The organism is Kocuria sp., assembly GCF_030538595.1.
GTDB lineage: Bacteria > Actinomycetota > Actinomycetes > Actinomycetales > Micrococcaceae > Kocuria.
Genome location: NZ_JAUNTS010000003.1, coordinates 79,176 through 103,733 on the forward strand (window position 1 = coordinate 79,176; position 24,558 = coordinate 103,733).

Consider the following 24,558-nt stretch of genomic DNA (forward strand, 5'->3'; position numbering starts at 1 on the left):
GCAATTGCTATCAGCAAGCCTTTATGGGCAACCGCTCTACGCCCTGCGAATCAGGAAATAACCGAATCCACCAGGGCCTTGGCTTCCTCCTGCACCCGCTTCAAGTGGTCCTCACCAATGAAGGACTCGGCGTAGATCTTGTAGACGTCCTCCGTGCCGGAGGGGCGAGCCGCAAACCAGGCGTTGTCCGTGGTCACCTTCAAACCACCGATGGCCTCGCCATTGCCGGGGGCCTCGGTGAGCTTGGCGGTGATGGGATCCCCAGCCAGGGTTTCTGCGGTCACCTGGTCAGGTGAGAGCTTCTTCAGCGCTGCTTTCTGCTCCCGGTTGGCAGGGGCATCAATGCGCTGATAGACAGGCGCGCCGAACTGCTCGGTCAATTCCACATAGCGTTGCGACGGCGTCTTGCCCGTGACCGCAGTGATTTCCGCTGCCAGTAGGGCCAGGATGATGCCGTCCTTGTCCGTGGACCACACGGAACCGTCCCGGCGCAGGAAGGAAGCGCCCGCAGATTCCTCACCGCCAAAGCCGATGGAACCCTCCAGCAGCCCCGGCACAAAGTACTTGAAGCCCACCGGGACTTCCACGAGCTTGCGCCCCAGAGACTCCGCCACACGATCAATGATCGACGAGGACACCAAGGTTTTGCCGATGCCGGCGTCCTGGTCCCATCCATCCCGGTGGGTGTAGAGGTAGTCGATGGCCACAGCCAGGTAGTGGTTGGGATTCATCAGCCCAGCGTCAGGGGTGACGATCCCGTGACGGTCGGTGTCGGCGTCGTTACCGGTGGCGATGTCGTATTTGTCCCGGTTGCCGATCAGGGAAGCCATGGCATTGGCTGATGAGCAGTCCATGCGAATCTTCTCATCCCAGTCCAGCGTCATGAAGGCCCACTGCGGGTCCACATTCGGGTTCACAATCTCCATGTTGAGTCCGAACCTGGAGGCAATTTCCTTCCAATACTCCACCGACGCCGACCCCATGGGGTCCGCTCCGATGTGGAGATTGGATTCACGAATGGCATCCAGGTCAATGATGTCTGGAAGCTCAGAGACATAAGAATCCAGGAAGTCGAAAGTCCCCGTGGTTTCCGCAGCCCGGGCTTCCTCAAGAGAAACGCGCTTGACCTCGGCGTTACCGCTCTCCAACAGATTGTTGGCGCGGTCTGCGATCCAGCCGGTGGCATCCGAATCCGCCGGGCCGCCGTGGGTGGGGTTGTACTTGAAACCACCGTCCGACGGCGGGTTGTGGGACGGGGTGATCACAATGCCGTCCGCCAAGTCCTCCGAATGATCCTTGTTGTATTTCAGGATCGCGTGGGACAACGCCGGGGTGGGGGTGTAGCCCTCCCTGGAATCCAGGAGGACTTTCACGCCGTTGGCTGCCAGAACTTCCAGAGCGGTGTTTTGAGCGACGTCGGACAGGGCGTGGGTGTCCTTGCCCATGAACAACGGTCCCGTGGTGCCCTGAGCAGCACGGTATTCCACAATGGCCTGCGTGATCGCAGCAATGTGGGCGTCATTGAAGGAAGTTTTCAGGGACGACCCACGGTGCCCCGAGGTGCCAAAAGCCACCCGCTGATCCGGATTGCTCAGATCCGGTTCCCGGGAGGCGTAAGCCTCCAGCAGCTCATCAATGTCAACAAGGTCTTCCGGAAGGGCCACAGTGCCCGCGCGATTAGCCATGGACCCCACGGTAGTCATGACGGTGACCGTGGTCACTTGCATGCGGCAATTGATCGTCACATTGCAGACATGTGAGCCAGGTCCGTGAGGCGGGGGTAGGAGGGCTGTGCCCCCGCCACGGTGGCAGCATGAGCCGCCACCGCCATGGCAACACCTGTGGCCTCCACCAGTGGCATCCCACCGGAGGTGGTGGCCAGCAGTGATCCCAGCACAGCATCTCCGCACCCGGTGGTGTCCACCGCAGTCACCTGGTGGCCGGGCACTTGGGTGACGGTTGCGTCGTCGTCGTTGTTCTTGTCAGCTTCTACGACGACGGCGCCCCGCGAACCCAACGTGACCACCAGTGCTGGAACACCCGTGGCTGCGTGTAGGGCTGCCCCGCGCTGCTGCCACGTGCCCTGGGTGGAGGAGTTGAAGGCTTCCAGGATTTGGTCGAGTTCGTGTTCGTTGACCACCAGAACATCCGTGGCTGCCAACAACTCTGGTTCGGGAACCCGGAACGGGGAGGGGTTCAGGAACACCGGTACACCCGCTGTCTGGGCCTGCTGAGCTGCGGCGATCACCGTCTCTGCGGGAACTTCAAAGGTCAGCCCCAGGGCGCCGGCGCCGGTCAGCGCTGATGAGGGGATGTCCTGCGGGCGCAGCTCACCGTTGGCGCCGGGGGAGATCACAATGGTGTTCTCGCCATCCTCGGAGACCGTGATGACGGCGGTGCCGGTGGGAGTGTGTTCCAGGCGTCTGATGTGGTCCGTGGTGACTCCGTCCTGCGTGAGGGATTCGAGCAGGAGGTGACCGTGGGCGTCGTCGCCAACTGCACCCACCAACTGGACGTCGGCACCCAGGCGGGCTGCGGCAACAGCTTGGTTGGCGGATTTTCCTCCGGGGACAATGGCCAGCGGGCCCCCGGTCAGAGTCTCGCCGGGCTTGGGGTGGCGCTGCGTACGGACCACCAGGTCAGCGTTGAGGGAGCCCACCACGCACACGGTTCCGGTCTGAATCTGCATGTCAAGCCTGCTTTCCGCGGGATGTGGGCTCGCCCAGATTGCGGACCGCATCCACCACCAGGTCCCAGAAGCCAGCGTGATCCAGGTCCGTGGACACCGAGGTGGGGCAGCCCTGAGGTTCCGGGCTACGAAGATCCACCACGGTTTGCCCGGTGGTCAATTCGCCGCGCAACTCCACATCCACCGGGGCGCGACGGACCTTGACCAGCTCCGGGGCGATCACCCGAGCCACCGCTACGGGGTCGTGGCAGGGCGGGTTGTCAAAGGCCTGATTGTTCTTGTAGGCATCCCGGTAACTGCGGATCAGCTCCACGGCAATGTCACCCAGGCGGGTGTCCAGGGCTGCGAACTGTGCCTCCACCTCCGGGGTGGCCAATGCTTGATGTGTGGTGTCCAGGCCCACCATGGTCACGGGCCAGCCTGCGGTGAACACTGCGCGGGCAGCCTCCGGGTCCACGGCAATGTTGAACTCAGCCACCGGTGTCAGGTTGCCCGTGTTCACGCCGCCACCCATGAGCACTACCTCTTGGACGTGCTCCACAATGTCTGGGTACTGCCGAATGGCCAGGGCCAGATTGGTCAGGGGCCCGGTGGCAATGATGGTGACTTCCCCAGGTTCTTGCCCCAGCACCGTTTGGGCGATGACCTCAACGGCGTGACGTTCATCCAGGGTATGCTGCGGGTCCGGTAGCTCCACCAGACCAAGGCCGGTGTCCCCGTGAACGTGTCCAGCGGTCAAGGGCTCGCGGACCAGCGGGCGGGCAGCGCCGGCTGCCACCGGAATCCAGTCCATGCCCAGTTCATCGGCCAGGCTCAACGCATTGCGGGTGACCTTCTCCAAGGTCTGGTTCCCGCCGCACGTGGTCACGGCCAGAACATCAATTTCCGGGCTGCCGTGGGCCAGCATCAGAGCCAGGGCATCGTCCACTCCGGGGTCACAGTCGATCAGCACTTTGCGGGTCATGAAGTCCAAACTATCCGCTGAGTGGTGGGTGCGGGCTGCGGAGGCACACGCAAAGTTGGGGTTGCACTTATAAGTGCAACCCCATTACTGTGGGGGTCACGGCGGTCGGTAACCGCCGGTATGAATGGAGTGGACATGAGCACAAAGTTGCTGCCTGCCGCCCGGATTCCCGTAGATGAACAGACCATGCGTGAAGCGCGGGAGACTGTGGCGCTGCCCGATGTCAGGGATGCAGTGTTGATCCTGCGATTCCCTGATGGAACTGAACGTGAGTTGCCCACCAAGCTGGAGACACTGCTGGGGGATGCGATCCGAACCCTGACTCAGCAGGGTTCTGTCAGCCTGGGTCAGCTCCCCGATGAGCTGACCAGCACCGTGGCGGCTGACCTCCTGAGCGTGTCACGACCCACCCTGATGAAGTGGGTTCAGGCTGGGGAGATCGACTCCTACAGGGTGGGCAGCCACACTCGATTTCAGCGTGAGGTCGTGCTGAGCAAGAAAGCTGAAATCAAGGCACGGCAGCGCAAGGCTTTCGAGGCGCTGCGGGCTTTCGATGACGAATTCGGGGATGCTTTCGAGGACTGATTCACAAGCTTGCGTTGGGTTACCGTTAGGATCAAATGGTGACCCAACGCGTCTTGGTGGATGCCAGCATCTTCTTCAGTCGGACTCTCACCGACTGGGTTTTTCTCCTGCGTGAACATACAGGAGAGATGTTCCAGGTATTCGCCACGGAGGACGCCATTAGTGAGGCCATCGCTGCCTTCCGAGACAAAAATCCCACCGTTAAGGGGTCGGTAACTGCGGGACGTGCTGCCTTGGTTCGAGAAAATCTCGACGAGATCATCGGTGATTTTCCGTCCGGGCTGTCCTTCACCGGCACGGACATCGGTGACTACCACCTTCACGCCGCAGCTCATGCGGGGCGAGCGGATTTTGTGCTCACCTCCAACGACCCCCGTGACATTACGGCTAGAGATGAGCCGTATGAAGTTATTCATCCGGATGCCTTCTTTGCGCTAGTGGCGCAGTCTGCACCTGCTGAGCTCTTGGACGTCGTCCAGCGACAGGCGAGGTACTGGGGTAAGAAGGAGCACTCGCTGCCCCTTGATGAAGCGTTGCGCCGTGCAGGTTGTCCCGACTTTGCGGGCACGGTGCGCAAGGCGTTGCAAGACCTTGCCCACCGTCCTGGGTGACGGACGACTCAGCCCACCTGCAGCTCGCCCATTTCCTCCCAGCCATCACCCTCGATCTGACGGGAGATGATCTTGGGAGTGGCCCTTAGATATTCGGGGAAGTCGCGTTGCATCTTCTGGAAATGGGCAGAATTGACGTGGTCGCCAGCGGCGTCGTCGTCAAAAGCCTCGACCAGTACAAATTCGTACGGGTCTTCCAGGGAACGCGACCAGTCGAACCACTTGTTGCCAGGCTCGGCACGGGTGGCGTCCGTGAACTCGCGCACCACTTCTGGCCATTGGTCCACGTACTCGGGCTTCACGGGAAACTTCACAACAATGAAAATCACGGGGCTTCGCTCCTTGGGTGGCGGTTCTCCGGTCCAAAAGTTCTCCTACCGATCGTGGCACACCGGGGCACCTTGGGACCACGACAGCGCCGCCAAGCCTTGTCTCTTCACCACCAGCTGACCCCGGTTTGATGTGAGATCAGGAATCCCCGTCCAGTACCTCCATGGTGCACCGTGGTCCGGTGGCTCCCGCCAGTTTTCTGTCGGAAGTCAGCAGGGGAGCATGCAGGAACTCGGCCAAAGCCACGTAAGCGGCGTCGTGGGCAGTGACGTTGTGACGCAGCTCCCAGCAGCGCGCCAGCATGCCAGAGGTCGGAACACGTCGAATCGGGAGGTCGGCCAGATCAGCGATGGCGGCATCAACGCGGTCATCAGAGAGCTTCCCTGCACGGTTGAGGCCACGCCAAACGGAAAGCACTTCGACGTCGATCAGGGTCGGTGCCGCCAGAACCTCACCTCGCAGCCGATCACGGGCCCGGGTGCCCACCGGCCCGTCGAGGCCCAAGGCTGACGCCAGCACACTGGCGTCAATGACCAGCACGCTGGTTCCTTAGTACTTCAGAGACCTCAGCCATGGTCACAGTGTCACCAGTGTTGCCTGCACGAGCCTCCACTCGGTCCATGACCTCGTCCACGGTGGGCTGTGCAGCTTCAGCTATCAGCCTGGAGCGCAGATACTCTTGCAGTGATTGGTGCGCGGCAGCAGCACGCTGGTGCAAGGTCCTGTGGGTCTCCGCAGGAACATCCTTGATTTGAATGTTGGGCATGGCTCCATTGTGGAGCCATGGATGATCGAAGTCTAGGGCTCCAACCCAGCCCGCAGCTGCTCCGCAAGCGCCAACAGGCCGATGTCTGCGCCCGGACGTCCAATCATCTGAATACCCATGGGAACGCGCGACTCACTGAACTCTGACCGCTCCCAGGTGGTGGGCACCACCACCGCAGGTAGTCCGATCACGTTGATCAGGGAGGTGAACGGTGTGTACTGGCATTGCCGCCGGTAGTCCTGCTCTGCGGAGGCGGGATCGGTGGGGTCGAATCCCTCCCACCACCAGCCCAGCGGTCGTGGAGTTTGGGCAAGTGCGGGGGTCACGACGACGTCGTAGGCATCCCAGGCGCGCAAAGTTGCCTTTTCGATCTCCCGCAGGGTGCGAATGGCAAGCGCCAGCTCCGTGGCTGGACGCTGTAATGCCGCGGCCCGGTAGTGCTTGGCCAGTCCCGTGAGGCGGCTTTCTTGTTCGGGCGTCAGAGGTGCCAGTCCCAAGGAGGTGGTCCACAGGGCAAAGAACGCCTCCGGGTAGCGGGGGTCAAACCGCAGGTCCACCTCCTCCACACGGTGCCCCGCCTCATGCAGGGCCTCGATCCCCGCCGTCAGCGCGGAATGAGCCTCAGGGGAGACCGGGGTGGGAAATGCCGATTCAAAGGCAGAGGCTGTGGAGACTCCAATCCTCAAGGGACGCTGGCCCCAGGGGAAACGCCCGGCAGGCACCCGCAGCACCGCGTTGAGGGCTGGCGAGGTGTCCTCAACCGCAGTCCGGAATTCACCGGGCAGCGGGTCCCGGACTTCATCCAGGTCGGCATTACGCCAGGGGTCGCGCATCCGTACCGCATGGGGTGCGCCAACCGGGCGGAACAACCAGTTCTCCCCGGGCAGCACGGGTGCGTGGGCGGTGAGTCCGTCCAACACCATGGCGGCTTCCGCCGGTGTGCGAGCTATCGGCCCCTGCACGGTCAGCTGGGCGTGGTCGCTCATGGCATCCCCGCAGGGCACGGCCCCCCGCGAGGGTTTCAAGCCGATCAACCCGCAGGCGGCAGCTGGAATTCGGATGGAACCGCCGCCGTCGGAGCCCACAGCCACAGGTAGGACGCCTGCGGCAACAGCGGCCGCTTGGCCGCCCGATGACCCACCGGACCCGCATTCGAGGTCGTATGGATTGCGGGACGGATTACTCACCAAGTTCTCGGAGTAGCAGTTCAGCCCGAACTCCGGAACCTGGGTCTTGGCAAAGACCACGGCACCGTGTGCGCGATGGAGGGCGGCGACGTCGTCGTCCTGTTCAGCCACCGGCGCCGAGGCGGGACCATCCTGCGCCAAGACCCGCGAGCCCTGCGTGGTGGGCAGCCCGGCAACCTCCTGGAGGTCCTTCAGCGCCATGGGCAGGGCATGCCAGCGTCCGCGGTCCCAGCCATCCTTGTTGTCCGCATCCCGAGCCATCTGCTCCGTATCGGAGGCAGGAGCAATGTGCACAAAGGCACCCAGGGGAGGCCCGGACTCCGGATTTTCGACGGCGACCGCCCGGTCCCGGACCTCTGTCAGGACATCCAGGGCGGACACATGCCCGTGACGTAGAGCGTCACGCAGGGCTATCGCGTCCGTGAGATCAAGGGGTGTGTTCGTGTTTGATGATTGCATCGGAGAAGACCTCCAAGCCCTCACGCAGAAGATCGTCCGTGATGGTCAACGGCGGCAGGAGTCGGACAATGTTCCCGTAGGTGCCGCAGGTCAGGATGATCACACCCTGTTGTAGACATTCCGCGGCCACAGCTTTGGCCAGCTGCGGATGGGGTTCTGTGCCGCCAGGCTTCACGAATTCCAGGGCGATCATGGCCCCGCGCCCGCGGATTTCACCCACCACCTCCGTGCCCTCCACCAGGGAGTCCAAGGAAGCGTGGATGACGGCCTCAATGTGCTTGGCACGGGACTTCAGATCCCATTCTTCAATGGTGTCCAGCGCACCGATGGCAGCAGCACAGGCCACCGGGTTGCCGCCGTAGGTGCCGCCCAGCCCGCCGCCGTGGACGGCATCCAGGAGTTCCGCCCGCCCCACCACGGCAGACAGCGGCATACCGCCGGCAACGCCCTTGGCAATGGTCATCAGATCTGGCACCACACCTTCGTGGTCCACCGCAAACCATTCGCCGGTGCGGGCCACGCCGGACTGAACTTCATCCGCCACAAACAGTGCCCCGTTGTCTTGGCACCACTCAGCCAGTGCGGGCAAGAAGCCGTCTGCGGGAACAATGAAACCGCCCTCACCCAGGATGGGTTCAATCACCACGGCGGCCACATTGTCCGCCCCCACCTGCTTGTCCACCATCTCCAGGGCCCGCTTGGCAGCTTGGGCGCCGTCCATGCCGTCCGGATCACGGAAGGGGTAGGACACGGGTACGCGATAGATTTCCGGGGCAAACGGGCCAAAGCCGTTCTTGTACGGCATGTTCTTGGCTGTCATGGCCATGGTGACGTTGGTGCGCCCGTGGTAGGCGTGATCGAACACAACGACGGCGTCGCGCCCCGTGGCCACCCTGGCGATCTTGACCGCGTTCTCCACAGCCTCCGCGCCCGAATTGAACAGCGCCACCTTCTTGGCGTGATCACCCGGAGTGATCTCAGCCAGCCGCTCGGCAAGTTCCACGTAACCTTCATACGGGGTGACCATGAAACAGGTGTGCGTGAAGTGCTCCACGGCACTCTTGACGTTCTCCACCACCTTGGGTGCGGAACCGCCCACGGTGGTCACGGCAATGCCGGAGCCAAAGTCGATGAGCGAGTTGCCATCCACATCCACCACCACCCCGCCGTCCACATCGGCTGCATACACCGGCACGGAGGACGCCACTCCCGCTGCAATGACTGCTGAGCGACGTTGATTGAGTTCCTGGGACTTGGGGCCCGGGAACTCGGAGACGATGTTGCGCTGCTGGGGCAGGCGGTACTGGATGTCGGTCATCTATGAGTCCTTCCCGAAAAAGTCCTTCCGCGCGGTGCGTTCGGGGACACACGGGGGAGGGCTGAGCCAAATGTTGTGGCCATCGTCTCATGGGTGAGGTGGCGGCGGCGTCGTTCATGCGGGTGGATCGGTGACAGGTAAATGACCACCTTGCGGCAGATGGAGTGGTTGGTGATGGCAGTCGTGGTGACGAGAAAGTGATACAGTCCACATTGGAAACGTTTCCAATGCTGGGTAGGTGCACAAGGAGGTGTTCATGTCCCGTACAACCATCAAGGACGTCGCAGCTGAGGCGGGTGTGTCGCTGGGCACGGCCTCACGTGCGCTATCGGGTAACGGAAGCGTGGCGGCGCCAACCCGAGAGCGTGTTCTGTTGGTTGCGCGCCGTCTCAACTTTGTTCCAAATGGCCAGGCGGGGTCTCTGCGGTCGGAACGGACCAACACAATCGGGCTGCTGATCCCCGACATCCGAAATCCTTTTTTCGCGGAACTTGCACACGTTGTTGAGCAGGGCATGCGTGCCGAAGGACTCAGCGTGATCTTGTGCAGCGCCAATGAAGACCCCGAGCAGATGCACGATTACGCGACTGTTCTGCGGCGTCAGCGTGTGGACGGGATCATTGTGGCGCCTTTCTCCACGGCACGTGAGCCCCTGCAAGAACTCCGGGAAACTGGCATGCCGCTGGTCTTCCTGGACCGGACCATTCCAGGAATGGGGGTTCCCGCAGTGGTTTCGGACACTCGAATCGCAATCGCTGAGGCGGTCACCTATTTGGTGGCACAAGGAGCCCAAAAGATTGGGTACATCTCTGGACCGTCGGGAACGACCACTGGCGTTGAGCGCTTGGCCGAGTTCCACGCTGCTGCTGAGGATGCGGGGATTGCGGCTGAAGTCGCTCACGGGGACTTCCAGGAACTCTCGGGGCGTCTGGGCATGCGTTCGCTGTTGTCCAAGGGGATCAATGCGGTTTTGGCCGCGGACTCTCTCATGACCATCGGTGCGTTCAAGGAGTGCCGTGCAGCAGGAATCATGCCCGTCCGCGATCTGCCGTTCGTTGGTTTTGACGACATCGCACCATTCGCGCTGTTACAGCCACCTTTGCCTTTGATCTGTCAGGACCTTCAAGCAATGGGGGCTTCGGCTGTGGAGTTGCTCCTGGCTCAGTTGGCCGGTGAAAAGCCTTCGAGTCAACTGCGCCTCCAGGCCCACTTGAGACTCCCGGTTGATTCCAGGATCAGCCTTCCCAACCATGTTGATCAAAACTGTCACGAGAGCTGAGGTCCATGCTCATGTCCGATTCAAGAACACCGCTGCTCACGCTTGATTCCGTGAGCAAGTCTTTCGGTCCCGTCAACGTCATTGACGATGTCACCGTGCACGTACATGCCGGTGAGGTGGAGGTTCTGCTGGGAGAGAATGGCGCAGGGAAGTCCACTTTGATCAAGATGATGGCCGGTATTCACCAGCCAGACTCGGGCCGGATCTTGGTTGATGGGGAGCCTGTGCATTTGTCTGATGTGAAAGCGGCGGAAGCACGGGGGATCGCTACGATTCACCAAGAACTGAACTTGATTCCTCAGCTCAGTGTTGCGGAGAACATCACGTTGGGGCGGACTCCACAACGATTCGGAGTCGTTGACAAAGCACGCATGAATGCTGTGGCCCGTGAAGCACTTGACCGAATTGGTCTGGACGTGCCCCTGGACAAACCAGTTGGTGAACTCGGGGTGGCCAGGCAGCAGCTGGTCGAGATTGCCAAGGCGCTGTCCCAGGACGCCCGGCTTCTGATCCTGGATGAACCCACCGCAGCGCTAACAGGTAGGGAGGTCGATGCCCTCTTCAGCGTGGTGGACGATCTCAAACGTCGGGGTGTGGGAATGGTTTTCATCTCCCACCACCTGGATGAGATCCCCAGGATTGGAGACACCATCTCCGTGCTGCGGGACGGGCAGTTCGTGGCCCAGGTTCCGGCCAACACCTCCCAGGACAACTTGATCGCCCTCATGGTGGGGCGCGACATTGATGACCAGTTTCCACGCAAGCGGACTGAACAGACAGGGGAGGCGCTACTGGAGGTTCGGGGACTGTCCTCCGGGGAACTCTTCAACAACATCGACTTCACGGTTTACTCCGGCGAGGTTCTTGGCATCGCCGGTTTGGTGGGCGCGGGGCGCACCGAGGTGCTGCGTGCCATTTATGGTGCTGATACCTATGACTCGGGGTCTGTGGCCGTGCAGAACCGTGCATTGCCTGCGCATGATGTCAGCCGTTCGATTTCCGCTGGCCTGGGTTTTGTCCCTGAAGACCGCAAGTCCCAAGGTCTGGTACTCGATGCGAGCGTGGCAGACAACGCAGGATTGGCCACGCTGCGTTCCACTGCTCGATTCGGGTTGGCTGACCGTGGCGGTCAACGTGCCCGAGCGCGGGTGGTGACCGATCAACTGGCCGTGAGGATGGCAGGTCTAGACCAGTCCATCCGTCACCTCTCGGGTGGTAACCAACAGAAAGTCGTCTTTGCGCGGTGGGTCATGGCGGACGCCAAAGTCCTCCTGCTGGATGAACCGACTCGCGGCGTCGACGTCGGCGCCAAGGTTGAGATTTACGAGCTCATCAACGAAATCACACGCTTGGGTGGTGCCGTGGTGATGGTGTCCAGTGAACTCCCCGAGGTGCTGGGCATGAGTGATCGAGTTCTGGTGATGAGCAACGGCCGTGTTGCGGGTGTTCTAAACGCTGACCAAGCCACAGAGGACTCCGTCATGGCTCTAGCAGTTTCAGAGGTCGCATCTGCTGTTTCTGAATCCAAGGCATCCCAGACTCCATTGGCCGACCGCTCCTGATCTGGCGCAACAACCAGGGAAAACGTATGACCCTCAGAAAGGAGTTGCGGCCATGACCGTGACCGCCACCACTAAAAACAATTCCGTCAACCGCGCGGGGACAGCAGCTCGATTGGGCCAATGGGCCATGAACAATGGTGCTCTGGTGGGCCTGATCATCCTGTGTCTTGCGCTCTTCATCGCAACGCCAGATTTCCTCAAGCTCAACAATCTGATCAACATTGGTATCCAGGCGTCTGTGGTGGCAATCCTGGCGTTCGGCATGACCTTTGTGATCGTCACCGCAGGTATTGATTTGTCGGTGGGTGCCGTTGCTGCATTAGGCGCAATGGTCTCTGCATATTCCTTCACCAATCTTGGTCTGCCAGGAATCGTCACACTTCTCATCGGTCTGTTGGTCGGCGCATTGGCCGGTGTCATCTCCGGATTGTCGATTGCCTACGGAAAACTTCCGGCATTCATAGCCACCCTTGCCATGATGAGTGTGGCGCGTGGGCTGACCTTGGTCATTTCTGATGGCACACCGATTCCCACATCTGGTTCCGTGTCTCTGTTGGGCGGAAGCATCGGGGGATTCCCCGTCCCGATCATCGCCATGGTGTTCGCGGGGCTGGTCTGTTGGTTTGTGCTGTCCCGAACCGTGCTCGGACGCTCCATGTATGCCATCGGCGGTAACGCGGAGGCCGCACGTCTCTCGGGGCTGCCCGTCAAACGAATCCTTGTGACCGTCTACGCACTGGCCGGTGTCTTTGCGGGGCTGGCTGGGATGGTCCTGGCGGGCCGTCTGTCCTCGGCCGGTCCTCAAGCAGGTGTGGGTTACGAATTGGATGCTATTGCAGCGGTTGTGATCGGCGGCGCCTCCTTGGCTGGTGGGTCTGGCCGCGCGACGGGGACACTCGTGGGCGCGATCCTGCTGGCGGTTATTCGCAACGGGTTGAACCTTTTGAACGTGTCCTCGTTCTGGCAGCAAGTAGTCATCGGCTTGGTCATAGCTCTAGCTGTTGGCTTTGACGTCCTCCGGCGCAAGACCGCGCGCTGACCGGGCCTTCAGATTGAGGAGATCACCTTGAAAACCATGACTCAGCGGCTGACCAGCCGGCGGGGGTTTCTTGCCTTGGCCACGGCAACTGTGGCTGGACTAGCTCTGACAGGCTGCAACCGTGGTGAACGCCCAGAGCGGATCACACTGGCCGTGTCCACGCAGACCAACCCATTCTTTGGACAATTGATCAAGGGCGCGGAAACAGAGGCACAGACACATGGCATCACCCTCAACGTGCAGGATGCTTCCGACGATGCTGCGCGACAGGCAGACCAAATTGCCACCGCGATCACCCAGGACGTCAACGTCGTAATCGTAAACCCCACAGATTCCGATGCGGTTTCCGCTTCTGTGGAGGCCCTGAACGAGGCAGGCATCCCAGCGATCGCCGTCGATCGCGATGCTTCATCCGGTGACCTGGCAAGTTTTGTGGCTTCTGACAACGTTGCCGGTGGGGCTCAAGCTGCGCGCGTCTTAGCGGAAGCCATCGGCGAGGAGGGGGAAGTCATCATGATCCAGGGGGTGCCTGGTTCGTCTGCTTCCCGTGACCGCGGTATGGGTTTTACGGAGGGGATCAACGAGTTCCCGGGTATCACCATCGTCGCCCAGCAAACCGCGAATTTTGACCGTGCGGAGGGGCTGGATGTGGCAACCAATCTCATGCAAGCCAATCCGTCGGCCGTTGGAATCTTCTGCGAGAACGATGAAATGGCGCTGGGGGCCGTTGAAGCCCTGGGGGCACGAGCAGGCCAGGACGTTCTTGTGGTGGGCTTTGACGGCACAGCGGAAGGTATTGAGGCGGTCGCTGGTGGATCAATGCTGGCCACCATTGCTCAACAGCCTGAAGAACTTGGAAGACAGGCAGTTTTGCAAGCCGTGAAATTGATCCGCGGTCAGGAGATCGACGCGGAGGTCTCCGTGGAAGTTGTGACGGTGACGCAGGAAAATGTGGGTGATTATCAGTGAACAGCGGTGACATCACGGAGATGGACGACCGCATTGTGGTGGTCGGCTCGATCAACGCGGACTTAATGGCCAAGGTCCTGCGGCACCCAAAACCTGGCGAGACCGTGCACGGGACCGGCGGTCAAATGCTACCGGGTGGAAAGGGCGCCAACCAGGCTGTTGCTGCTGCTCGTTTGGGTGCATCCGTGACCATGGTTGGTGCAGTCGGGGCAGATGCCGCGGCCCACACGGCCCTCAGCGGCCTTCGTGATTCGGGGGTGGACCTCACACGAGTGGCGCGGACTGAAAGCGCCACGGGCTTGGCCATGGTGACCGTGGACCAGGGTGGCGAGAACTCCATCGTGGTGGTCTCGGGAGCCAATGGGACCGTGGGCGCGGATCGGGTAAACACTGCCGCGGACGTGATTCACAGTGCCGCCGTTGTTGTGTGCCAAGGTGAAATCCCCGCCGACGGTGTGGAGGCTCTGCCGACGCTCATCACGGGGCGTTTCCTTCATAACCCGGCGCCTGTATTGCCCTTGACGGCGCAGGTTCTTCTGGCCTCTGATCCGCTTGTGGTCAATGAACATGAAGCCGAGCTAGTCCTTGACCAGCTTGGTGGCACCCAATCCGAGGCTATATCCACACCAGAACTGCTAGTGGAAGCTCTCCGCGCCACTGGCATTGCTTCCGTGGTTCTCACCCTGGGTGCCAAGGGCTCCGTGGTGAGCGACGACGACGGCACCCACTCTGTCCCGCCGGCACCCGTCCGTGCGGTAGACACCACCGGTGCCGGTGATGCCTTCATCGGTGCGCTCGCATTGGGGCTGGCGCGTGGGGACAAGTTGCTGGAGTCAGCGCGGTTGGCTTCACGCGTCGGCGCGTTTGCGGCAACAGGAGTTGGCGCGCAACCCAGCTACCCTAACATCAGCGATGAGTTGCCGATGTTAGGAGATGCTGAGTGAAACGGGATGGTCTACTGCATGCGCAGCTCAACGAGCAGATCGCCCGGCTGGGGCACACAGACACTTTTGTGATTGGTGACCGTGGCCTTCCCGTTCCATCTGGGGTGGACTGCGTGGATCTGGCGATCATCCCGGGGCTCCCGAGTTTTGCGGATGTCCTAGGGGCTGTTCTGCGGGAAGTTGACGTGGAGGCGGCGGTCGTGGCCCAGGAAGCTGAAACCTCTCCCGTTCGGGAAGTTTTGGCCCGTAACCTCCCTGATGCCCAGCGGATTCCCCACGAAGAGTTCAAGGAGCTCACCAGACAAGCGCGCTTTGTGGTGCGCACTGGAGAGTCCACACCGTACGCCAATGTCATCCTGCGCTGCGGGGTTCCATTCTGATGACGCGTGTGACAGGTAAATGACCACCCCGCCTGAGCTGCAATGGTCATTTACCTGCCACAGTTGGGGTGACTTCAGCCCCAGGGGTTCTCCACCCCGATGTATTGAACTGTGCTGTACTCTTCGATGCCTTCGGAGCCCCCTTCGCGGCCGATGCCCGATTGCTTAACCCCTCCAAAGGGTGCCGCGGCATTGGAAATGACGCCGAGGTTCAGACCCATCAGACCGAACTCAATCCGATCCGCCACACGGTAGGCACGTTTGTAGTCTTCGGTGAATACATAAGAAGCCAGGCCGTACTCGGTGGTGTTGGCGATCCGAACGGCGTGGTCCTCGTCCTTGAAAGTGATCACAGGTGCCACGGGGCCGAAAATCTCCTCGCAGGACACACGCGCGTCCTCGGGAACGTCAGCCAGCACGGTGGGGGCGTAGAAATAACCCTTGTCTCCCACGCGGTGCCCACCTGTGACCACGCGCGCACCCTTGGCCACGGCGTCGTCAACGAACGCGGTCACGGATTCCAGGGCGTTGCCGTCCACCAGTGGTCCCACCTGGGCATCCTCCAGGGTGCCGTCACCCACAGCCAATTGAGCCAGCTTGTTGGCCAGTCGATCCGTGAACTCCTCCGCGATGGCCTGGTGCACCAAAATTCGGTTGGCTGCCGTGCACGCCTCACCCATATTGCGCATCTTGGCTGCCACAGCACCGGCCACTGCCTTGTCCAGATCCGCGTCCTCGAACACCAACAGCGGCCCGTTGCCGCCCAGCTCCATGGAGGTGCGCAGCACGCTGTCCGCGGCGTCCTTCATGAGTTGCTTGCCCACGGGGGTGGAACCGGTGAAGGAGATTTTGCGCAAGCGCGGATCGGACATGATCGGCTGAGACACAGCGGAGGCCGACTTGGATGCCACCACGTTCAGCACACCGTCCGGCAGCCCCGCATCAAGCATGATCTGGGCAAAAAATTGGGAAGTCAGCGGCGTCAGCTTGGCGGATTTGAGCACCATGGTGCAGCCCGCGGCCACCGCCGGAGACACCTTGCGGGTGGCCATGGCCAGCGGAAAGTTCCACGGAGTGATCAAATAGCACGGCCCCACCGGCTTGTGCCGAACCACCATCTGCAACGTGCCTTCCGGCGTGGGGGCATTACGCCCGTAATGCCGTACGGCCTCCTCCGAGAACCAGCGCAGAAACTCACCGCCATAGGTGACCTCCCCGTTGGCCTCGGCCAGAGGCTTGCCCATCTCCAGGGTCATCAGCAGAGCCAGATCATCACGGCGCTCTTGCACCAGATCAAAGGCCCGCCGCAGGATTTCGGCGCGCTCGCGGGGTGCGGTCCGCGCCCAGTCCTCCTGGGCCGCGGCCGCTGCATCCATGGCCGCCTGGGCATCCTCCGGGGTCGCGGAGGCCAGCGTGGCCAGGACTTCACCAGTGGCGGGATTTTCGACGTCGAACGTCCCGCCATCGGAGGCATCACGCCATTCGCCGTTGATCAGCAGGCCCTTGGGCGTGCGGTCCAGGACATCCTGGATTCGTTGAGCAGTCACGGACGGCTTGCCGGTTGCTACAGCACTGTGTTCAGCCATGTGGGGCTCCTTTACGGGGTTGTCATCATCGGCAACCCGTGGGTCTTGGGGCGGGGTGCGCCCGGCACGTTCGCCTTCATAGTAGGCACGCCAGTGCGGTGTCAGGCCATGCCTCTGGGGCCGGTGGCTTCAGCCCAGTGGTGAGCCGTGCCGCACACCACTTCTGATGGGCGGCGCAGCTCACCATTCTTTCACCGTGCTTGCCTGGTTGACCGTTCCTTGGCTGCGATCAGGCGAGCCTCGGCGTCGGCACCAGGGCCGATTCCACGCGGAATGCGCAGCAGGAAGACCAAACCCAGCACCCACCACAGGCCGAACACAATGTAGGGCGGCAGGGTCAACGACGCCGGCATGCCCGGAATGTAGAGCGCCAACAGGGCCGCCGTGAGCAGGATGGAGAGCACGCCGATCACAACACCTCCACGGCCGCGTCCACCGATCCGGAAAGGGCGTTCCATGGTGGGTTCCCGGTGGCGCAGAATCACAAAAACGATGGAGACCATCAAATAAGCGATCACGATGGATGGGGAGCCGGAATCCACCAGCCAACCCAGCATTTGCTGGCCAAAGAAGGGCGCAATTGCTGAAATCACACCCACAAACAACAGGGCGTTGATAGGGGTGCCAAAACGCGGGTGAATGCGAGCGAACCAGGTGGGGATCATCCGGGAGGCCCCCAGGGCCCACAGGAGTCGGCTGGCGCCCATGAGCAGTGAGTTCCAAGAGGTCAGGATTCCGGCCAGACCACCGGCCAGCAGGAGATTGGCAAAGACTTGGGAATGGAACACCGCACCAATGGCATCCGCCACGGCTATGTCTGCCACCGCCAAGTCAGCCGCGGGCAGGGAAGCGGACGTGGCCAGAACCACCACCACGTACCAGACGGCGGCCATCATCACGGAGATCACAATGGTGGCGCCAAGTTTTTTGGCCGGGATGTGCATTTCTTCAGAAACCTGGGGAATCACGTCAAATCCAACGAACAGGAACGGGACCACCACCAGGACCAGGAAGAACCCGCCCAGACCCCCGGTGAAGGCAGGATCCATGTTTTCCACGGAACCCCCGGAGAACGCCCCGACCACCATCATGACCCCAATGATCAGCAAGAACAGCACCACAAAGGTCTGCACCACGGAGGCCTGTTTGACCCCCACAATGTTGATCCCCGTGATGATGACCGCACACGCCGTGCCCACCAGGGCCCACACCAGGTAGACGTCCGAGCCGGCCACGGACCACAACCGCACTTGGTCCAGAGCACCAGGCAGGATGTAGCCCACCGTTCTGGGTACGGCCACGGCTTCAAAGGCAACGATGGTGATGTACCCGACCGTGATCGCCCAGGAGCCCACAAAAGCCCAGCGGGCACCCATGCCGCGCATCAGATAGTTGTGTTCTCCACCGGCGGCTGGCATGGAGGCGACCAGTTCTCCGTACACCAGGCCCACCACAGCCATGATGCCGCCACCGGCAAGCATGGCCAGTACGGCACCCCAGGTTCCGGCGTCGTTGATCCATCCGCCAGTCAGGATCACCCAACCAAAGCCGATCATGGCGCCAAAGCCCAGGACTATGGCGTCCAGGCCACCCAGAACTTTCTTGAAACCGCGGTCATGTCCCAGGGCATCGTGCCCCGGTGCGGCCGGGTGCGGTGCGGATGACGCACCCCCGGCGCTGTTGTGTGAAGAGTTCACGGTGCCTCCTGATGGTGGTGTGGTGGATTTGGGGTGGGGATCTGCCGAGGTCGGGGCAAGCTGGTCAACGTTGTGTCAGTCGGCCAACGTTTTGTCCGTCCAGCCAACTACAGTGTGTGAGCCGGAAGCATAGGGATGATCTGTGTCCATGACGTCACGAATCACCGCCGGCACCGGTTATGACGAATGGAGACGCCATGAGCCCCACCCCCGCCCCCACCGCAACTGCTGCCCCGGGGTCCGCGGACAGTCACGAATACATCCGGGTGCAGGGTGCGCGGGAAAACAACTTGAAGGGGATCGACGTCGCCATTCCCAAGCGTCGGTTGACCGTGTTCACGGGGGTTTCGGGCTCAGGGAAGTCGTCCCTGGTGTTTGGCACCATTGCCGCTGAGTCTCAACGGTTGATCAATGAGACGTACAGCAGCTTTGTCCAGGGGTTCATGCCGAGTTTGGCCCGCCCGGACGTGGATGTTTTGGAGGGTTTGACCACAGCCATCATTGTGGATCAGGAGCGTATGGGCGCCAATGTCCGCTCCACGGTGGGCACGGTCACGGATGCCAATGCCATGCTGCGGATTCTATTCTCTCGACTGGGGACACCCCACGTTGGGCCTGCCAAGGCTTTTTCCTTCAACGTTGCCACCATCAGTGGAAAGGGTGCCGTGACGGTTACCAAAGGTGGCAAAGAGGTCAAGGAGCGCCGTGAGTTCAGCATCACGGGCGGCATGTGCCCCACATGTGAAGGCTTGGGGAGAGTTTCAGATTTTGATTTCACCGCTGTTTACGATGCCAAGAAGTCCTTGAACGATGGCGGTTTGACCGTTCCCGGGTATTCCATGGACGGCTGGTACGGGCGGTTGTATGCCGGTTCCGGATACTTTGACATGGACAAGCCGATCGGCAAGTTCACCGAGCAGGAATTCCAAGATCTTCTCTACCGGGAACCCACCAAGATCAAAGTGGACGGCATCAACCTCACCTATGAGGGGGTGATCCCGCGGATCCAAAAATCCATGCTCTCCAAGGAACGGGAATCGCTGCAGTCCCACATCCGTGCTTTCGTGGACCGCGCCATCACTTTCACCTCCTGCCCTGATTGCGGGGGAACCCGGCTCAATGAGGCTGCCCGCTCGTCCAGGATCAACGGCATTTCCATTGCGGATGCCTGCGCCATGCAGATCAGTGATCTGGCCTCCTGGGTCCGCAACATCAAAGACGACGCCGTGGCCCCGCTACTGGGTTCTCTCACCGAATTGCTGGATTCCTTTGTGGAGATCGGACTGGGTTACTTGGCGCTGGAGCGATCGTCCTCGTCCCTGTCCGGTGGTGAGGCGCAGCGCACCAAAATGATTCGGCATTTGGGATCACCGCTGACAGACGTGACGTATGTGTTTGACGAACCCACGGTGGGGTTGCACCCACATGATATTGAGCGGATGAACAATCTCCTGCTTCAGTTGAGGGACAAAGGCAACACCGTGCTGGTGGTTGAGCACAAACCGGAGACCATTCTGATTGCGGATCATGTGGTGGATCTTGGGCCCCGAGCGGGTAGTGCCGGCGGTCAACTGATGTTTGAGGGCAGCGTTGAAGAATTGCGGACCAGCGATACCCTGACTGGCCGGCATCTGGGGGATCGGGCTGCCCTGAAGGATTCCGTACGCGAATCCTCCCAGTCCGTTCAGATTCGCGGTGCAGATCGGCACAATTTACGCAATGTGGATGTGGACGTTCCCCTGGGCGTGTTGACGGTGGTTACCGGAGTGGCGGGCTCCGGCAAGAGCTCGCTGATTCACGGGTTTTTGGACGACGCCGCGGGTGATGCGTCCGTGGTGGCCATTGATCAGGCCGCCATCAAGGGGTCTCGCCGGTCCAATCCCGCCACCTACACAGGTCTTTTGGAGCCCATCCGTAAAGCCTTCGCCAAGGCCAACGGGGTCAAGCCCGCCCTGTTCAGTGCCAACTCGGAAGGAGCCTGCCCCACCTGCAAAGGTGCCGGCGTGATTTACACGGACTTGGCCATGATGGCAGGAGTTGCCACGGAGTGTGAGGACTGCGAAGGCAAACGCTTCCAGCCTGCCGTTTTGGACTACACGCTGGGTGGCAAGAACATCAGTGAAGTCCTGGGCATGTCCGTGGCGCAGGCCCGTGCATTCTTCAGCGGCTCTGCGCCTGTGGAGACCACCTCGGATGCAGAAGGATTCAAGCTGCCGGCTGCCCACAAGATCCTGGTGCGTCTGGACGATGTCGGGCTGGGTTACATCACGCTGGGACAGCCGCTGACCACTCTCTCCGGCGGAGAACGCCAACGCCTCAAACTGGCCACCAACATGGCTGATTCCGGCGGGATCTATGTGCTGGACGAACCCACCACAGGACTGCACCTGGCAGACGTGGAACAGCTCTTGGCGCTACTGGACAAGCTGGTGGAATCAGGAAAGTCCGTGATTGTGATTGAGCACCACCAGGCGGTCATGGCCTACGCGGATTGGATCATTGATCTTGGCCCGGGGGCCGGTAGCGACGGTGGGCAGGTGGTGTTTGAGGGAACGCCGGCCCAGTTGGTGGACAAAGCTGAAACCCTGACCGGTCAGCATTTGGCCGCTTACGTTCGGGGGTGAATCAAGGCGTGGGCCAACTCGGTAATCCCCGTGCGCAGCAGCCGTGGGAGTTCCCACTCTCAAGTGTCTTGACCCACGAAAAGGTGAGGGTGCTTTTCAGGCGAGCGGGGCGTCGTCGTTGGCGGTGAGGTCTGTGGGGTTGTGTTCGCGGGTGTGGTTGTAGGCGTCCAGGAACAAGTGCGTGACGTGCTGATCTGTGAGCTCATAGCGGTGCTGACGGCCCTCCCGGACCGCGCGCACCAGGGCAGCTTCCCGCAAGACCTTCAGGTGCTGGGAAACCAGCGGTTGTGCCACGTCAAGGTGATCCACCAACTCTCCTACAAAGCAGGGGGACTCGGTCAGGCGGTGGACAATGGCAGAGCGCGCGGGGTTGGAAAGGGCCGAGAAAATCTGGGACACCGCCAAATAGGGCGCAAGATGCGCGTTGTGCTCGATCATGGTGATGCCTTTCGCTGCTGTGGTGCACCAGGCTATGCGTCCGCAGGTACCGCGCCGTGACATGTGGTGGCCGTGTTCGTCCGTAACTGGACCGTCGCGTGCGTAGGCTGGAGGCCAACATTTCAACTGCAACTCAAAAACGGCTCCGTGCTTGATCAAGTGTCGGGGCTCAAGGAGTGAACACCGTGGACAACGTGAACAATCTGCCCAGTGCCTCCGTGGAGGAAATCCCTGCGGGTGCCAAGATTCTGGACGTCCGGGAGGACTTTGAGTGGGAGGCCGGGCACATTGAGGGTGCTCAGCACATTCCGCTGGGGGAGTTGTCCGAACGCTACGGGGAAGTCCCCGTGGATGAAGATGTGTACGTGGTGTGCCGTTCCGGCGGCCGGTCCTTGCGGGCCACCTCCTTCTTGGCCAGCACTGGTTTTGATCCCATCAATGTGCTGGGCGGCATGGGTGCTTGGGCGGATGCGGACAAGCCCATGGTGTCTGAGACTGACGCTGAGCCCATGGTCAAGTGACGGCTTGCCGCCCATGACAATCGCTTACCTGGGTCCCGCCGGGACCTTCACCGAGGCGGCTCTGCGCCAGATTGATCCAACGGGCACCGACCACCTGCCTGTGAGTTCTGTTCCTGCCGCCGTGGCTGCGGTGCGGGAGGGGCGGGCGGTATCCGCCGTGGTGCCGATTGAAAACTCCGTGGAGGGTGGAGTTTCCGCCACTCTGGACGCGGTTGCCGCAGGTCCGGAAATCCGGATTCTGGCCGAGATGCTGGTGCCCATCCGATTCAATGTGGTGGCCCGTGAAGCCAAGCCGCTGAGCGAAATCCGGGCTGTTTCCACGCATTCCCACGCATGGGCCCAGGTCCGGCAGTGGACGGAGAAGAACATTCCCCAAGGGGAATACATCCCGGCCTCATCCACAGCTGCGGGCGCACTGGGACTTCTGGCGGACACAGGTGACGGGGTTGGTGTGCCCCACGATGCCGCTATCTGCGCTCCCACTGTCAGCGCAGCACATCCAGAATTGGTCGTGCTGGCTGAGAACATTGGGGACAACCCGGAGGCGGTCACCCGGTTTGTGCACTTGGGTGGTCCGGATGCTGTGCTACCAGAACGCACGGGCGCGGACCGGACCACGTTGGTGATCCCGCTGTGGGAAGACCGAGCCGGGGCGCTCATGGAGATTTTGGAGCAGTTCGCCACGCGCGGTGTGAACCTCAGTCGAATCGAGTCCCGTCCCACGGGTAACTACTTGGGCGATTATTTCTTCTCCGTGGACATTGACGGTCATATCCAGGACGAACGCGTTGCAGAAGCCCTGGTGGGATTGCGCCGCATCTGTCCTACCACCCGCTTCCTGGGCTCCTACGCCCGGGCAGATCACAAGCCCGCCGTCGTGGCCAGTCACCACACTGATGGAGCCTTCAGGCAGGCCCGCGATTGGGTAGCGGCCCTCCGAACCCGCTAACCTCCCTCCTCCCCTCCGCCGAAAACATGGTTTGACCCAATTTTGAGCTGAAATTTTGGGTCAAACCATGTTTTCGGCGGAATTGAAACAGAATGGAGTTGCCATGGTTGAACAACTTGAAGGGTGGGAGCAGACGCTCACCGCCGGGCCACTGCTTGTCATTGCGGCCGCAGCCATAGCCGTACTGCTGGTGCTGATCATCAAGTTCAAGGTCCATGCGTTTCTGGCATTGATTGTGATCAGCGGATTGACCGCCATTGCCACGGGAATCCCCATGAACGCTGTGGTACCCGTACTCACCACAGGATTTGGCAACACGCTGGCCAGCGTTGCCCTCCTGGTGGGCCTTGGGGCCATGCTGGGGCGTCTCCTGGAAACATCAGGCGGGGCACAAGTCCTGGCGGACAAACTGATCGGAATTTTTGGGGAAAAGCGCGCGCCGCTGGCACTCGGTATCGCCTCACTGCTCTTTGGTTTCCCCATTTTCTTCGACGCCGGCCTGGTGGTCATGCTGCCCGTGGTCTTCTCCGTGGCCCGCAGGTTGGGTGGCTCCGTGCTGCTCTACGCGTTGCCCGCCGTGGGCGCGTTCTCCGCCATGCACATCTTCTTGCCGCCACATCCCGGACCGGTTGCCGCCTCCGCGTTCTTTGAGGCCAACGTGGGCGTTGTGCTGCTGCTTGGTTTGGTGGTTGCCCTACCGGCCTGGTACCTCAGCTCATACCTGTTCGGCCTCTATGCGGGCAAACGCATCAACCTTCCGGTGCCTGCCATCCTGGGTAAAGCCGAGGACGTCACCAACCCGCCCAAAACTGCCACCGTTGTTTTCATTCTGCTGCTTCCCCTGGTGCTGATCTTCCTCAACACCGGCCTGACCACGCTGCTGAACTCGGGTTACTTTGCCGAATCCACGGGTGACGATCTCTGGTTCCAAGCACTGGTGGCCATCGGCCAGACGCCCGTGGCGCTGACCATCACGCTCATTGTGGCCGCGCTGCTGATCGGCACGGTACGGGGCGTCAGCGGCTCGGCCATTGAAAAGACCTTTGAGTCCGCGTTGGGGCCGGTCTGTTCGGTCATTCTGATCACGGGTGCCGGCGGTATGTTCGGCGGTGTCCTGCGCGCCTCCGGCATTGGCGATGCACTTGCGGATGTGCTTTCAGACATGGGTGTGCCAGTGATCGTGGCTGGCTTCTTGATCTCCCTGGTCCTGCGGGTGGCGCAGGGTTCGGCAACCGTTGCATTGACGACGGCGGCCGGTTTGGTTGCGCCCGCAATCCTTGCCGGAGACTTCAATGAAGTTCAGGTGGCCGCACTGGTTCTGGCTGTGGCAGCAGGTTCCGTGGCGCTGTCCCATGTCAATGACTCAGGGTTCTGGCTGGTGGGACGTCTGCTGGAGATGGACGTCAAGACCACCTTCAAGACCTGGACCGTGTTGGAGACCATCATCGGCGTGGTGGGCTTTGCGCTGTCCGCAGCCATCTTTGCCCTGGCCGGGGCGTTCTAGGTCCAGTGGAACGTTGGTGGGTGGTGCGGCTTCCTTGACCTGCTTCGCTTGACGGTCTGTGGAAGCCGCACCACCCACCAATCCTGAACCCACCAACCTGACGGTCTGTGGAAGCCGCACCACCCACCAATCCTGAACCCACCAACCTGACGGTCTG

Annotated in this window: 23 protein-coding genes; 12 read left to right on the forward strand and 11 right to left on the reverse strand. The window is 61.4% G+C overall.

What is annotated here, in order from left to right; genetic code table 11:
- Nucleotides 1–50: 50 nt before the first annotated feature.
- The 3 genes from pgm to Q4G32_RS03825 are packed head-to-tail and all read right to left on the reverse strand — an operon-like array spanning nucleotide 51 to nucleotide 3,653.
- The gene (gene pgm / locus Q4G32_RS03815) at nucleotides 51–1,685 is read right to left on the reverse strand and encodes a phosphoglucomutase (alpha-D-glucose-1,6-bisphosphate-dependent) (RefSeq protein WP_303349341.1); all 1,635 of its coding nucleotides are present in this window, start codon (nucleotides 1,683–1,685) and stop codon (nucleotides 51–53) included.
- Nucleotides 1,686–1,741: 56 nt separating this feature from the next.
- On the reverse strand, nucleotides 1,742–2,689 hold the full coding sequence (locus Q4G32_RS03820; protein ID WP_303349342.1) for a ribokinase: 948 nt from the start codon (nucleotides 2,687–2,689) through the stop codon (nucleotides 1,742–1,744).
- Between the two features lies 1 nt (nucleotide 2,690).
- Entirely contained in the window at nucleotides 2,691–3,653 is a 963-nt protein-coding gene (locus tag Q4G32_RS03825) for a nucleoside hydrolase (RefSeq protein ID WP_303349343.1), read from the reverse strand.
- 135 nt (nucleotides 3,654–3,788) lie between these two features.
- Between Q4G32_RS03825 and Q4G32_RS03830 the strand changes: the two genes are divergently transcribed.
- Nucleotides 3,789–4,238, forward strand: a complete 450-nt coding sequence (locus tag Q4G32_RS03830) for a helix-turn-helix domain-containing protein (protein WP_303349344.1) — start codon at nucleotides 3,789–3,791, stop codon at nucleotides 4,236–4,238.
- Between the two features lie 35 nt (nucleotides 4,239–4,273).
- Nucleotides 4,274–4,849, forward strand: a complete 576-nt coding sequence (locus Q4G32_RS03835; RefSeq protein WP_303349345.1) for a PIN domain-containing protein — start codon at nucleotides 4,274–4,276, stop codon at nucleotides 4,847–4,849.
- 8 nt (nucleotides 4,850–4,857) lie between these two features.
- Here Q4G32_RS03835 and Q4G32_RS03840 read toward each other — a convergent pair whose 3' ends face one another.
- The 5 genes from Q4G32_RS03840 to gabT all read right to left on the reverse strand — a co-directional run bounded on the left by Q4G32_RS03840 (nucleotide 4,858) and on the right by gabT (nucleotide 8,909).
- Nucleotides 4,858–5,178: a putative quinol monooxygenase gene (locus Q4G32_RS03840; protein WP_303349346.1), complete on the reverse strand. Its 321-nt coding sequence runs from the start codon at nucleotides 5,176–5,178 to the stop codon at nucleotides 4,858–4,860.
- Between the two features lie 139 nt (nucleotides 5,179–5,317).
- The gene (locus Q4G32_RS03845) at nucleotides 5,318–5,719 is read right to left on the reverse strand and encodes a type II toxin-antitoxin system VapC family toxin (protein WP_303349347.1); all 402 of its coding nucleotides are present in this window, start codon (nucleotides 5,717–5,719) and stop codon (nucleotides 5,318–5,320) included.
- Nucleotides 5,706–5,945, reverse strand: a complete 240-nt coding sequence (locus Q4G32_RS03850) for a FitA-like ribbon-helix-helix domain-containing protein (RefSeq protein ID WP_303349348.1) — start codon at nucleotides 5,943–5,945, stop codon at nucleotides 5,706–5,708. Before Q4G32_RS03850 ends, Q4G32_RS03845 begins: the two co-directional genes overlap by 14 nt.
- A 32-nt stretch (nucleotides 5,946–5,977) precedes the next feature.
- A complete protein-coding gene (locus Q4G32_RS03855; protein ID WP_303349349.1) occupies nucleotides 5,978–7,591 on the reverse strand; it encodes an amidase in 1,614 nt (537 codons plus the stop codon).
- Complete coding sequence (gabT, locus tag Q4G32_RS03860) at nucleotides 7,560–8,909, reverse strand: 4-aminobutyrate--2-oxoglutarate transaminase (RefSeq protein ID WP_303349350.1); 1,350 nt, start codon at nucleotides 8,907–8,909, stop codon at nucleotides 7,560–7,562. Before gabT ends, Q4G32_RS03855 begins: the two co-directional genes overlap by 32 nt.
- A 256-nt stretch (nucleotides 8,910–9,165) precedes the next feature.
- Between gabT and Q4G32_RS03865 the strand changes: the two genes are divergently transcribed.
- From Q4G32_RS03865 to rbsD, 6 genes are read left to right on the forward strand one after another with little or no spacing between them, the layout of a single operon-like run.
- Complete coding sequence (locus Q4G32_RS03865) at nucleotides 9,166–10,188, forward strand: LacI family DNA-binding transcriptional regulator (RefSeq protein WP_303349351.1); 1,023 nt, start codon at nucleotides 9,166–9,168, stop codon at nucleotides 10,186–10,188.
- Between the two features lie 50 nt (nucleotides 10,189–10,238).
- Nucleotides 10,239–11,750: a sugar ABC transporter ATP-binding protein gene (locus Q4G32_RS03870; protein ID WP_368660356.1), complete on the forward strand. Its 1,512-nt coding sequence runs from the start codon at nucleotides 10,239–10,241 to the stop codon at nucleotides 11,748–11,750.
- A 52-nt stretch (nucleotides 11,751–11,802) separates the two neighbouring features.
- Nucleotides 11,803–12,789, forward strand: coding sequence for an ABC transporter permease (locus tag Q4G32_RS03875; RefSeq protein WP_303349353.1), 987 nt, complete (start codon nucleotides 11,803–11,805; stop codon nucleotides 12,787–12,789).
- 36 nt (nucleotides 12,790–12,825) lie between these two features.
- Nucleotides 12,826–13,758, forward strand: coding sequence for a substrate-binding domain-containing protein (locus Q4G32_RS03880; RefSeq protein ID WP_303349567.1), 933 nt, complete (start codon nucleotides 12,826–12,828; stop codon nucleotides 13,756–13,758).
- Nucleotides 13,755–14,702: a ribokinase gene (locus Q4G32_RS03885; RefSeq protein ID WP_368660357.1), complete on the forward strand. Its 948-nt coding sequence runs from the start codon at nucleotides 13,755–13,757 to the stop codon at nucleotides 14,700–14,702. The genes Q4G32_RS03880 and Q4G32_RS03885 overlap by 4 nt, the downstream gene beginning before the upstream one ends.
- A complete protein-coding gene (rbsD, locus tag Q4G32_RS03890; RefSeq protein WP_303349354.1) occupies nucleotides 14,699–15,082 on the forward strand; it encodes a D-ribose pyranase in 384 nt (127 codons plus the stop codon). Before Q4G32_RS03885 ends, rbsD begins: the two co-directional genes overlap by 4 nt.
- Before the next feature lie 74 nt (nucleotides 15,083–15,156).
- Here the strand turns inward: rbsD and Q4G32_RS03895 are convergent, their stop codons facing one another.
- Entirely contained in the window at nucleotides 15,157–16,668 is a 1,512-nt protein-coding gene (locus tag Q4G32_RS03895) for an NAD-dependent succinate-semialdehyde dehydrogenase (RefSeq protein WP_303349355.1), read from the reverse strand.
- A gap of 191 nt (nucleotides 16,669–16,859) precedes the next feature.
- Entirely contained in the window at nucleotides 16,860–18,254 is a 1,395-nt protein-coding gene (locus Q4G32_RS03900) for an APC family permease (protein ID WP_303349571.1), read from the reverse strand.
- A gap of 308 nt (nucleotides 18,255–18,562) precedes the next feature.
- Between Q4G32_RS03900 and Q4G32_RS03905 the strand changes: the two genes are divergently transcribed.
- Nucleotides 18,563–20,989 (forward strand): excinuclease ABC subunit UvrA, encoded by a 2,427-nt coding sequence (locus Q4G32_RS03905; RefSeq protein WP_303349356.1) that lies wholly within the window; start codon nucleotides 18,563–18,565, stop codon nucleotides 20,987–20,989.
- 96 nt (nucleotides 20,990–21,085) lie between these two features.
- On the opposite strand, the gene Q4G32_RS03910 is transcribed toward Q4G32_RS03905, so the two are convergent.
- Nucleotides 21,086–21,427, reverse strand: a complete 342-nt coding sequence (locus Q4G32_RS03910) for an ArsR/SmtB family transcription factor (RefSeq protein ID WP_303349357.1) — start codon at nucleotides 21,425–21,427, stop codon at nucleotides 21,086–21,088.
- Nucleotides 21,428–21,612: 185 nt separating this feature from the next.
- On the opposite strand from Q4G32_RS03910, the gene Q4G32_RS03915 reads away from it, so the two are divergent.
- From Q4G32_RS03915 to Q4G32_RS03925, 3 genes are all read left to right on the forward strand, one after another.
- Entirely contained in the window at nucleotides 21,613–21,948 is a 336-nt protein-coding gene (locus Q4G32_RS03915; RefSeq protein WP_303349358.1) for a rhodanese-like domain-containing protein, read from the forward strand.
- A 13-nt stretch (nucleotides 21,949–21,961) separates the two neighbouring features.
- Entirely contained in the window at nucleotides 21,962–22,897 is a 936-nt protein-coding gene (gene pheA, locus Q4G32_RS03920) for a prephenate dehydratase (protein ID WP_303349359.1), read from the forward strand.
- A 103-nt stretch (nucleotides 22,898–23,000) separates the two neighbouring features.
- Nucleotides 23,001–24,401, forward strand: coding sequence for a GntP family permease (locus tag Q4G32_RS03925; RefSeq protein ID WP_303349360.1), 1,401 nt, complete (start codon nucleotides 23,001–23,003; stop codon nucleotides 24,399–24,401).
- The last annotated feature ends 157 nt before the right edge of the window (nucleotides 24,402–24,558 follow it).